General features: G+C 44.7%; 8 protein-coding genes. 6 read left to right on the top strand and 2 right to left on the bottom strand.

Annotation, left to right across the window (positions count from 1 at the left end; genetic code table 11):
- Positions 1-717: an SGNH/GDSL hydrolase family protein gene (locus JK628_RS15800; protein WP_202285707.1), complete on the top strand. Its 717-nt coding sequence runs from the start codon at positions 1-3 to the stop codon at positions 715-717.
- Between the two features lie 78 nt (positions 718-795).
- On the opposite strand, the gene JK628_RS15795 is transcribed toward JK628_RS15800, so the two are convergent.
- A complete protein-coding gene (locus tag JK628_RS15795; protein WP_202285705.1) occupies positions 796-1,920 on the bottom strand; it encodes a patatin-like phospholipase family protein in 1,125 nt (374 codons plus the stop codon).
- 336 nt (positions 1,921-2,256) lie between these two features.
- Here JK628_RS15795 and JK628_RS15790 point away from each other — a divergent pair, with 336 nt between their 5' ends.
- Positions 2,257-2,907, top strand: a complete 651-nt coding sequence (locus tag JK628_RS15790; protein WP_202285703.1) for a response regulator — start codon at positions 2,257-2,259, stop codon at positions 2,905-2,907.
- Between the two features lie 336 nt (positions 2,908-3,243).
- Here JK628_RS15790 and JK628_RS15785 read toward each other — a convergent pair whose 3' ends face one another.
- Positions 3,244-6,738, bottom strand: coding sequence for a hybrid sensor histidine kinase/response regulator (locus JK628_RS15785; protein ID WP_202285701.1), 3,495 nt, complete (start codon positions 6,736-6,738; stop codon positions 3,244-3,246).
- A 268-nt stretch (positions 6,739-7,006) separates the two neighbouring features.
- On the opposite strand from JK628_RS15785, the gene JK628_RS15780 reads away from it, so the two are divergent.
- The 4 genes from JK628_RS15780 (at position 7,007) to JK628_RS15765 (ending at position 11,864) form a co-directional block, all read left to right on the top strand.
- Positions 7,007-8,047: a DcaP family trimeric outer membrane transporter gene (locus JK628_RS15780; RefSeq protein ID WP_202285699.1), complete on the top strand. Its 1,041-nt coding sequence runs from the start codon at positions 7,007-7,009 to the stop codon at positions 8,045-8,047.
- A gap of 165 nt (positions 8,048-8,212) precedes the next feature.
- Entirely contained in the window at positions 8,213-9,010 is a 798-nt protein-coding gene (locus JK628_RS15775; protein ID WP_202285697.1) for an ABC transporter ATP-binding protein, read from the top strand.
- Positions 9,010-10,974, top strand: a complete 1,965-nt coding sequence (locus tag JK628_RS15770; RefSeq protein WP_202285695.1) for a long-chain fatty acid--CoA ligase — start codon at positions 9,010-9,012, stop codon at positions 10,972-10,974. The genes JK628_RS15775 and JK628_RS15770 overlap by 1 nt, the downstream gene beginning before the upstream one ends.
- Positions 10,971-11,864 carry a branched-chain amino acid ABC transporter permease gene (locus tag JK628_RS15765; protein ID WP_202285693.1) on the top strand — a complete coding sequence of 298 codons (894 nt, stop codon included), beginning with the start codon at positions 10,971-10,973 and terminating at the stop codon, positions 11,862-11,864. The genes JK628_RS15770 and JK628_RS15765 overlap by 4 nt, the downstream gene beginning before the upstream one ends.
- The last annotated feature ends 54 nt before the right edge of the window (positions 11,865-11,918 follow it).

Below are 11,918 nucleotides of genomic sequence, written 5' to 3'. Positions count from 1 at the left end.
TTGCACTATTTATTGCTCATACTATTCGCTCCTGTATTTTTTTTACAGGGGCGTTTTGTTAAGAAAAATACCCCTAAACTGCCCGAGGCCGCTGGAGAACGCGTGGGCAAAATCGGTGTTGGGCCTGAAGTTTCCCTATTGCTCTTAGGCGATTCGGCCGCAGCAGGTGTTGGTGTTAATGAGCAAAAGCAAGCGCTCAGTGGCACTGTTACTGCAGGGCTAGCAGCTCACTTTAGGGTGTCTTGGCAACTCTTGGCGAAGTCAGGTTTTAACACAGAACAGACGCTCAACATGCTTAAAAAGAAGCATCATCAACAGCCATTATGTTTTGATATCGTAGTGGTATCTTTGGGGGTTAATGACGTCCTCAGTCCAATATCCGCAGCTAAGTGGCGCTCTCAGCAGCGGGAGCTTATTCAGTTTCTAACCTCAGAAGTGAAGTGCCGCCAGTTAATACTCACTGAAGTGCCACCAATGGGTGGGTTTCCTGCTCTACCACAACCTTTGCGCTGGTTTTTAGGTCAGCGTAGTGATGAGTTTAATCAGCAGTTAAGTCGTTTATCGATGTCAGGTAAATTTACCTTGCTCGACTTCAGTGACGTACTTCAGCCAGATCTGATGGCCACAGATGGTTTTCACCCTGGCGCTGAAATTTACCGTCATTGGGGAAAGAGTGTGGTCGAAACGATACTGGTTAAACAACAACTGCCGATTTAGTCTCAGTAACGAGAGTCGATTGATAGTGAGGTATTGTTAATAGAGGAGTCGGGTTGATTCGACTAGAACCCCTAGACGCTATTTGATATCAAAAAACTTTTTGATATCATCAATTTGACACATCGCATCTTCATAGCCCAATTCAATTAGCGCACTACAATAGCTCTGCTCAAATAACAGGTATGAGCCAATACTAGAATCAGAATGCTCATTGATCCCGAGTGCTTTCATCATCATCTTGATAGCAAATGGCATATCTTGAAAGTAGCGTGAAGCGATGACGCTTAAATCTTCACTGGGCTTAATCACTAATGTTTCAATCTGCTTTAACGGCAGGCCTTTACGGCTCTGTTCCGGAATGAGAGATAAGGTACTATTGATCCGCTCAAGTCGCTCTAAATCACTGTTTAGGGTGTCAGAAAATATAGTGTCGAGCAGATGGCCTGCAATGGTGGCTGTTTTTGGGTGGTGATCTAGCTCTCTGGGTTGCACTTTATGTGGGCTTTCCAAATTGATCACCATAATTTTGTCAGCACCTAGATGAATAGGGCTGCTTAATGGTGCCAGTTGATGGACGGAGCCATCGCCATAGTACTCTTGGTTTAGCCTTACTGATGGAAAAATCATAGGAATTGCAGAGCTTGCTAATAAATGATCAGTGTTTAAACGGGTGCGCTGGCCGCTGCGACGTGCCCGCTGCCAATCTTCGATAAGGGGGTTGCCTTGAAAAAAGGTAACCGAGCGAGAGTTGTTATAGCATGAGGTATCTAAGCTAACGGCATCGAGTGCGCCACTACTAATGTTGCGACCAATGCGCTCAAAACTAATCAGATCATTAAGTAAGCCTCTTAATGGCTCACTGTTAAACAGGCTTCCGGCACTGCTTGAAGCACCATCACTCTGCACACCTTTGAGGGCCATTTTACTTAAGTGTTTTAATACTCCACTGATAGAGGCTTGGTAGACTTTTTTTGCATGGACATGACGCCAAACCCATTCGAGTTTACGAACGCCTAGATGAAAACAGGATGCATGAGTCGCGATAGAGGTGGCGTTTATTCCACCTGCCGAAGTGCCGCAGACAATTTTAAATGGGATGCCGTGATTACGCGGATAAAACTGTACGATAGCCTTGAGGACACCAACTTGATAAGCGGCTCTTGCGCCACCACCACCCAATACTAATGCTATTTTATCTGGCAAATTGGCGATCCTTATCAATTGAAAAATAGAACTTATTGGAAAACTATCCCTGAATTTAGAATATGTGAGAGTCGCTTTATGTACAAGCTTTACCACAATATTAGTATGTTGATCACTATTTCATGTGAGAACCTGCTTATTTTTAGTTAGATTTACCTAGTTAATAAGTCTATGTTGTTGCACGGAAATGATGAGGGCTTAACGGTGCTTATTAGACTATCTAATTGTAATTAAAGTGTTAAATTTATATTTGTTAGCAGGGTCGAGGAATCGTTGCGAGTTGATAATAAGAGGTAATGGAGTAGACTAAAAAAATGTACATATGAGGGATCAAACATGTCACAGCCACTAAAAATAATATTAGCAGATGACCATCCATTATTTAGACAAGCACTGGTCAATATATTGACCACACACTTTGAAGATGTGAGGTTATTTGAAGCAGAGACAATTGCAGAGCTCGATGAAATATTACAGCAACAAGACGCTGATCTACTGTTACTTGATCTTAATATTCCAAAAGCCCATGGGTTTAATACCCTAGTCAATATCCGTAATTGCCACTCACAAATGGGAGTCGTGGTGATTTCTGGGCAGGAGGATAAAGTCACAGTAGGCAAGAGTATGTCGTTTGGGGCGGCGGGATTTATTCCTAAATCAACGTCAGTTGAGATTATGGTCAAAGCGATTAAAACGATACTTGCAGGTCAACAGTGGATGCCTGCGGGCTGCAGTAATATTGAAGCAATAGAAGCCGATAGTATGACGAGCAAAATTATCAGCTTGTCACCGAGACAACACCGTATATTGATGATGTTTGCAGATGGTCTACTCAACAAACAAATTGCTTATGAGTTAGGGCTTTCTGAAGCCACTATTAAAGCCCATGCCAGTGCCATTTTTTTAAAGCTAGGGGTGCATACACGCACTCAAGCGGTTATTGCCATGAGTCAGCTACAGCTCGATAAGACGACACTCACAGCTTAGCAAAATGTTCGATAGTGCATATTGTAGATGGTTAATATTATACCAATTCCACTAAAGATGTGATCAATTCAGAGCTTTCTCAGGGCTTTCAATTCAAGGCGTATTGTGGAAGAAATGGTTACTCCCTTTTAAGACAATGTAACGCAGCAGTGAACGTCCTGAGAAGCTCACTGCGTGCAGGTTTAAAATCCCTTAATACAGCGCATGTGGCTTTCGATATAGAATAACTATTAGCGACAACCCACGTGCTTGTCTAAAGTGATTTTAATTCCCGCTGAATGAGCAACTATTTAATGGAATTGGTATTACACATTATGTCGACATTTCCTTGTTGGCTTATTTCTCCTCCTCAGTACTGAAATGCGTTGTCGCCGATGCGGCATAGTTTGTCCGTAAGCTTGTTGCTAACGTGGCGCTCATCACCGCCCGTAGCGCGATAGGTTTAATTATCTTGCGTAGATAACCGTAACCTTGATCTTTAGCCCTATTGACGACAGCTTCGTCAATGGTTGCAGTGATCAAAATAGCGGGAACTGGTAGGTCTGATAGGCCTTGCAGCTCAGCCATTAAATCTAATCCATTTTGATTGTCTTCAAGCTGATAATCCATCAGTACAATGTCAATCTTATGGGCGTGTTTTGAAAATTGAGCCTTGGCTTGCTGTGCTGATACCGCTTGATAGACATGGCATTTCCAACCATGGAGCAGTTCAACCATCCCGGCGAGGACATTCGGGTCATTATCAACACACAATACGTGGACGCCATTCAGAGTCAGGATATTCGCTGGGGCCTCCATGACAGGCTCAGCCTTTGCTAATACCGTTTTTAACTGCAGGCTGAATATACTGCCGCGATTAACTTTTGATGAGAGTGTTAGTTGATGCGATAACAAGGAGGCTAATCCTTGGGCAATATTGAGGCCCAACCCGAGTCCATTAACCCCCTCATGACCCGAGTGCTGTAACCGAGTAAACTGCTCAAAAATAACGGCTTGTTTTTCGGCGGGGATCCCGGGGCCGTCATCGACGACTTGAATCGATATACCGCCTTGTATGCGACGATACCCCAGCAAAATCTTACCTTTGCCGGCATATCTAAATGCATTGCTGACAAGGTTCTGCAAGATACGTCTAAGCAGTACTTTGTCACTGCTGACCCATAGTTGGGTATTGATATGTTTGAATTTCACACCTTCTGTTGCTGCAATTGCACCAAACTCATCGACGAGCGAATCGATCACCTCCTGCAAGGCAAACTCGGTAATTTCCGGTACTATGGTGCCGCTTTCTATGCGAGATATTTCGTTTAAGTCCAGCAGCAGTTCATTGGCCACTTGCAATGAGTTGTCGATATAACCCATTTGTTGCTTCTGTTTACTGGAGAGCCGGCCACTTTGAACAAAAGCAGAGGAGAACAACCTTGCCGCTGATAAGGGTTGCAGTAGATCGTGACTGCAGGCTTTTAGGTATTGGCTCTTCTTTTGGTGTGCTTGTTCCACCTTCTGTAATGCCACCGCCAGCTCTTGGTTGGAATGCTCAAGGCTAAGGTTTGCTTGCTCTAGTTTTTTGGTACGCTCATAGACTCTGGCTTCTAAATCGAGATTTTTTTCTTTGAGTAATTTTTCAGCTTCTCGATACATGGTGATATCAGAAAATATCATCACAAAGCCGCCATCCGGTATTGGATTTCCTTCAATTCTTATGGTTTTCCCACCGGGTTGCAGTCGCTCAGTACTGTGGCGACTGCCTTGGCGAAGATATGCTAAACGGCGTTCAACTTGCAATGCTAAATCATGTTTAAATCTGTGGTCATGACTCAGGTTAAATTCAATCAGCTGCTTGACGGGGCAACCAATATAAACCAGTTCTTCTGGGTAATTAAAGAGCTTTAAATAGTGTTGATTCCAGGCGACTAAGTTGAGTTCTCTGTCGATCACTGAGATCCCTTCACTGGCGTTTTCGATCGCGCTATGTAGTACTGAACGACTAAATTCGGTGCGGTGGCTAGAGGCTTCCTCGACTAATTGTGCCACATCTTCGATAGCAATATCACGGCCATTGAGCGCGCAAGAGATCACGAGTCTCGCAGAAGCTGAGCCCATGACGCTGGCTAGCATATTCTCGGTATAGAAGATGAGCGCTTGGTTGTGAGTGGTTTTATCGGCTATAGGTTGCTCTTGAGTTGAGAAGAAAGCGTGAAATCCTTGTGTGGCCTTATCCTTGCCGACAAAGCGAGCGACGAGTAACTCTAACTCTGTCGGATTAATGTATTTAGGTACAGTGGGTTGCAACTTCCCTAGAGCCGGACGTTCAATAAAATGGGCTGTTTGCATCTGCTCATGAACACTTTGGCGAGTAAATGAAGAGACTATCCATATCATAGCGATATTGACAAATAGTCCTATCAGGGTCGCCATCGTCGTCATTGAGTATTCGCTCTCGGAAAATGGGTGGTTATAGAGGCCTAACTGCGGCAACAAGTTGAGTGCTAGCCACAGTGAAAAACCACAAATTATCCCCGCTAATACGCCAATGAGAGTGACTCTTCGCCATAGGAAAGCTGCAAAGAGGGCTGGGCCAATTTGCGCGATAGCGCCAAATGCGACCTCTCCTAATGATGCTAACGTATCGGGTGGTGCTAACAGGAACATGCCATAGCTTAGGAAAATAACAAATAGAATAAGTCCTTTACGAATATTGAGCAGATGAGAACGAAATTTATGGAAATCGGTACTCTGTATGTTACTCACTTTAAAAAGTGTCGGGAAAACCACTTCATTACTCAGCATGGTACTCAGCGCAATAGTTGAGATGATAACCATGGAACTGGCAGCGGATATCGCCCCTAAAAAGCTAAACAATCCGAGCCACGCTGCACCACTAAAAGCGGGGAGAAACAGCACATAAGCATCGCTCTGTAGGGAGTCGCCGTAGAGAATATTGCCAGCTTGGCCTAACGGCGTGGCAAAAAAAGCAAAAACGAGAATATAAAGTGGAAAGGTCCAGCGGCTCCAAATGGCATGTTTTTGCTCTTTGAGTTCAACAATTAATACTTGGAACTGTCGTGGTAGACAGAGAAATGCCGACATAACAATAAACAGTAATCCGAACATCGATACCATATTGGGATAGGTAAACTCAGTGGTTACAGATGAAGCTTCAGTCGCTTGACGCCAAATATCCATCGGTGAATCAAACAGAAAGAAAGATACAAAAATACCGATGGTGAGGTAGGCGATAAGCTTGACGAAAGACTCAAAGGCGATAGCAAGCATCATTCCTGGATGGCGCTCGGTGACATCAATGGCTCTAACGCCAAAGATGATGGTAAACCCGGCCAAAATCAAGCTGACAACTAGGCCGAGTTGCCAAGATGATAATAGGTGATCTTGTCTTAAAATCTCATAGGAGTTCACAATGGCTTTTAGCTGCAGCGCGATATACGGCAAGGTGCCAAATAGGGCAACAAAGGTGACGACCATAGCTAATAGTTGCGACTTACCAAACCGCGCCGCTAATAGATCTGCGATAGAAGTTATATTGAGTTTGAGACACACCCTGATAATGCGCTGAATGAAAGGCCAAGCGAACATAAACAGTAGAATGGGAGCGATATAAACCGGCAGATATGAGAATGAATTACTCGCCGCTTGACCGGCGGTGCCAAGAAACCCCCAGGAGGTACAATAGACGCCAAGAGAGAGTGAATAGATGATTGTATGTTGCTGCTTAAACAGCTTTTCCCGGTATCTATCACCTAGAAATGCCATCAAAAAAAGCAAACCAATATAGCTAATACTAATCGTCACTAATAGCCAATTAGGAAACATGCTGTCGTCATACCTTTTTATTAGGAAACCCCCGCTTTAATAAGCGAGGTAACCCTTAATTGTTATGAAAATTAACATAACATATTTTGTCTACATTAGGTTGGTGAAGGCTATCGACTTAAGTCTTAATCAATCGGTATTAATACCGATTGATTAATCCGCACGTATTAAAGCTAACGTATTAATACTGCTGCACTAATACCAATACATAATTGAGTAAACCGCTTTATTTCTTCATCTTGAGTGCAGACATTAAAGGGGATAAAAGATGCTCATTTCAAAAATTAAAAAAATTACATTGGCGGCTTCATTGTGTTTATTAGCAGGCTCCGCTGCTGCGAGTTATGAATTTGAAGTTGGTGATGATGGAAAATTAACCTTCGGTGGTTACATTAAAGTCGATGCGCGCTATGTCAGCGGTGATGTTGGTTATCGTGACTTTTGGATTGGTACTGGTGCTCCACTACAGGAGAGTGCATCTCAATTTCGTATTTTTGCCAATGAATCACGTTTTAATACTAAATATGTTCATGGCGACGTGATGGGCTTTATTGAAATGGACTTTCTCGGTGGTGGCGGTAATCAGGTGGTGTCGAACTCTGCTAACCCAAGATTACGTCATGCGTTTATTAAGTATGACGGTTTAACGGTGGGGCAAACCTGGACCACCTTTATGAACACCAGCGCCATTCCTGAAACAGCTGACTTTGCTGGTGCGACAGTCGGCCTTGCGTTTATTCGTCAAGGGCAGGTCCGCTACGACATCGGTGACTTTCAAGTATCGATAGAAAATCCTGAGAGTGTCGGTGGTGACACCGCTAATGATGATCTCCCCGATGTGGTTGCTCGCTATAACTTCAAAGGCGATTGGGGCAACATCTCATTGTCTGCACTTGGTCGAAATCTAAATACGACAGAGGGTAATAGCGAAACAGCCTTCGGTGGCTCTATAGCGGGTCGAATCAAAACCTTTGGTAAAGACGATCTGCGCTTTCAATTCCATCAAGGTGAAATCGGCCGTTATGTTGGTGTCGGTGCCGCGAGTGATTTAATTGGCGAGGAGGTTGAAAATACCACTTCTTATTTGGCGGCATATCGTCACTACTGGACTGACACATTGAGAAGTACCGTGCTTTATGGCCGTGTTGAAACTGATATCGCCGAGGCCGAGCGCAGTCAATGGAGCGTCAACCTATTTCAAAACTTAACACCCCAGCTAGCGATTGGTATCGAAGTCGGCAATTTTGAAATTGGCGACCAAGATGTCGACTCAGACTACGCTCAGCTTTCATTCCGTTACGCACTGTAGCCGTTATATGGCAGCTGAGCTTACTCATCTGCCTTAGCTATTTTGTGCAGAGTAATGTTTGTAAACCCCGTTGTTGGTTACCCATGACAGTCGTTTAACGCTAATGCTCAAGCTAGTTTGAGCCTAACGATTAAAACGGTATGTGCAGTTTAAAGGAGTATGGGTGTGACAGATAAAATATTAAAAGTTGAACAGATCTCATTGGCATTTGGTGGTGTTAAGGCATTAACCGATGTGAGCTTTGAAGTTGAGAAAGGGGCGGTGTTTTCGATTATCGGCCCAAATGGCGCGGGTAAAACCTCAATGCTCAACTGTATTTCAGGTCGCTACCGCCCTTATGAGGGCAGTATTCAATTTGATAATCAGGAAGTGACCCATTTACGCCCAAATGACCGCGCCGATTTGGGTATAGGCCGTACCTTTCAAAACCTCGCACTATTTGGCCATATGTCGGTCCTCGACAACATCATGGTTGGCCGACATCACCAGATGAAAAACAACTGGTTAACTGGTCCACTCTACTGGGCATCTCCCGCTCAAAAAGAGGAGCTTAAGCATCGTCGCCAGGTGGAGGAGATCATCGATTTTCTCGATATATCCCACGTGCGCAAATCGATTGCTGGCACCCTATCTTATGGCCTGCGTAAGCGTGTCGAGCTAGCCCGTGCTATCGCACTCAACCCCAAGCTAATTCTATTAGATGAACCTATGGCCGGAATGAACCTAGAAGAGAAGGAGGATATGGCGCGCTATATCTTGGATCTCAATGAAGAGTTCGGTATTACGGTTGTCATGATTGAGCATGATATGGGGGTTGTTATGGATATCTCTCATCAAGTGATGGTACTCGATTTTGGTAAGAAACTCGTCAGTGGTTTACCCGATGAGGTGATGGCCAACGAGCACGTTAGACAGGCCTATTTAGGCTTAGATGATAACGAGCAATTACAAGAGGTGGGCTAATGAAAACAGACAATCAATCACCGGCAGGTCGCTTTGAGATGGGCGACATGGATACCTTTCCTAAAATTCTACGCCATAACGCCACGTTGTGGCCTGATGACATCGCTATGCGCGAGAAAGAGTTTGGCATTTGGAGTGAATTTAGCTGGTTCGATTATCACAACCGTGTGAAATGGCTGTCCCTGACTCTGCGTCATTTGGGTATCGAAGCTGAAGCGACGATAGCACTACTTGGTGATAACCGACCCGAGTGGGTTTGGGGCGAAGTTGCCGCCCATGCAATGAGTTGTTATTCGCTGGGGATCTATCAAGACTCAATGCATGAAGAGGTCGCTTATTTACTGAATCGCAGTAATGCGCAGGTGGTAATAGCGGAAGATGAAGAGCAGTGTGACAAACTGCTTGAGCTTGGCGATCAAATCCCGGCGGTAAAATATATTGTTTATTGCGATCCAAGGGGGATGCGCAAATATAACGACCCACGCTTAATCAACATCGAAGATGTATACAAAACTGGGCAGCAGTTAGATAAGAAAAACCCGCAAAGCTACGACGCACTAGTCGATGCCGGAAAACCCGAGAGCATCGCTATTTATTGCACCACTTCCGGTACCACTTCAAAGCCTAAAATAGTCTTACTCCAAGGCAGCAAGTTTATCGAACATTGTTGCTCATATCTGCGTGCCGATCCCAGAGACCCAGGTGATAACTACGTGTCAGTACTGCCGCTGCCTTGGATCATGGAGCAGGTATATGCCGTAGGGCAGGCGTTAATTGCCCGACAAATCGTTAACTTTGTCGAAGAGCAAGAAACCATGATGGCGGATCTTCGCGAAATAGGTCCAAGCTTCGTTCTACTGGCACCCCGTGTTTGGGAGGGGATTTTAGCCGATGTTCAAGCGCGGATGATGGATTCAACGCCGCTGAAAAAGAGATTATTTGAGTTTGCGATGAAACGTGCCGAAAACGCACTCGCTAAGGGAAAACGTTCGACCTTGGCGGATGCCATTTTAATGAAAGCATTGCGTGACAGATTAGGTTTTTCATTCTTGAAATCCGCCGCCACGGGTGGCGCCGCAATGGGGCCCGATACCTTCAAATTCTTCCAGAGTATTGGGGTGCCATTGCGTCAGCTATATGGCCAGACTGAGATGTGTGGCGCTTATACCATTCATCATCAAGATGATGTCGACTACGACAGTGTCGGGGTGGCATTCGATACCGCCCAATTGCAGGTGATCAATACCGATAGCGAAGGGGTAGGTGAGGTCATCGCTAAAACAGTGGGTATGTTCAATGGCTACCTAGGCGACCAAGCCGCATTTGACGAAGACGTTAAAGATGGCTGGATGCACACTGGAGACGCCGGTTATTTCAAGCCTTCAGGGCATCTTGTGGTGATTGACCGAATCAAGGATTTAGCTAAAACCAGTCAAGGGATCCAATACTCACCGCAATATATTGAAAACAAATTGAAGTTCTCTTCATTTATTGGTGAAGCAGTCATTCTCGGTAAAGACAAACCTTTCCTTTCTGCCATCTTGTGTATCCGCTTTAGCATCGTCTCAAAGTGGGCTGAACAGCAAGGATTGGCATTTACAAACTACACCAACTTGTCGAGTTTACCTGAAGTGTATCAGCAGCTCACCAAAGAGATTGAAATCGTCAATCAATCGCTGCCAGATGCGCAAAAAATAAATAAATTCATATTGTTATATAAAGAGCTTGATGCCGATGATGGTGAGCTTACCCGTACGCGTAAAGTACGCCGCGGCGTGATTGCAGACAAGTACGCCGACATTATTGAGTCTATCTATAGCGATAAGCCCCATGTTGATATTGATACCGTGATCACCTTCCAAGACGGCAGCAAATCCCGTATTAAAACCCAGTTAAACGTGGCAACCGTTATTGATGCTAGCGCGGCGTTGGACACTGATCTTGCTCAAAGGAGAGCCTCATGAATTTTGAACTGTTGCTACAGCTAATCATCAATGGCCTGATTGTCGGTCTGTTATACGGTGTGGTGGGGATGTGCTTTGTCTTAGTCTATAAATCTACCCAGATTGTTAACTTTGCCCAAGGTGAGTTCTTGTTGATTGGGGCATGGGTATGCTGGGCATTATTGGTGTACTTGGAGTTGCCCTTCTTCTTAGGCTTTTTCCTCACCCTCTGCTTTATGGCGGTATTTGGCGTCGTGTTACAGATGATTGTGCTGCGTCCGATGATTGGTGAACCGATTATCTCGGTGATCATGGTGACTATAGGTCTGTCGATTTTCTTCCAGTCTCTGACGAAGTGGATCTTTGGTGTATCGCCGCAGAGTTATCCTCGCGTTTTCGATACCCAATCTATCGCTATATTTGGGCTCAACATCGAGTTGGCTTACCTAATGAGTACCGTGATAGCCCTCATCATTATGGTCAGCTTTTTCTTGTTCTTTAAATATTCTAAGCATGGTCTGGCAATGCGCGCCACGGCATTTGACCAGCAAGTGGCGCAAAGCTTAGGCATATCCGTTAAACAAGTTTTTGCCATGAGTTGGGGAATTGCAGCCACTGTGTCTGCAACCGCAGGAGTTGTGATCGGCATGGTAAATGGTGTCTCAGATTCCCTCTCTTCTATAGGCATCAAGGTCTTTCCTGCGGTTATTTTAGGAGGTCTGGACTCGATTGTCGGCGCGATTGTCGGGGGCATTGTAATAGGTGTTCTTGAAAACGTCGCCGAGTTCTTCGATAGCCAGTATCTGCATATCGGCAATATGTATGACATAGCGCCGTTTTATGTACTGCTGATCATCCTTTGGTTTAAACCTTACGGTCTATTTGGTACCCGTGATATCGAGCGAATTTAAGTCTGATTTATTAGTGATTTATAAGTTAATTACGTTCGCCAATTTTTGTTTAAG

Source organism: Shewanella sp. KX20019 (assembly GCF_016757755.1).
GTDB lineage: Bacteria > Pseudomonadota > Gammaproteobacteria > Enterobacterales > Shewanellaceae > Shewanella.
This window is presented reverse-complemented; position numbering and strand designations above follow the sequence as displayed.

What these genes read in the sequence shown, in the direction of transcription:
- JK628_RS15780 (WP_202285699.1), top strand. Translation starts at nt 7,007, where the DNA reads ATGCTCATTTCAAAAATTAAAAAAATTACATTGGCGGCTTCATTGTGT.
- JK628_RS15765 (WP_202285693.1), top strand. Translation starts at nt 10,971, where the DNA reads ATGAATTTTGAACTGTTGCTACAGCTAATCATCAATGGCCTGATTGTC.
- JK628_RS15770 (WP_202285695.1), top strand. Translation starts at nt 9,010, where the DNA reads ATGAAAACAGACAATCAATCACCGGCAGGTCGCTTTGAGATGGGCGAC.
- JK628_RS15785 (WP_202285701.1), bottom strand. Translation starts at nt 6,738, where the DNA reads ATGTTTCCTAATTGGCTATTAGTGACGATTAGTATTAGCTATATTGGT.
- JK628_RS15790 (WP_202285703.1), top strand. Translation starts at nt 2,257, where the DNA reads ATGTCACAGCCACTAAAAATAATATTAGCAGATGACCATCCATTATTT.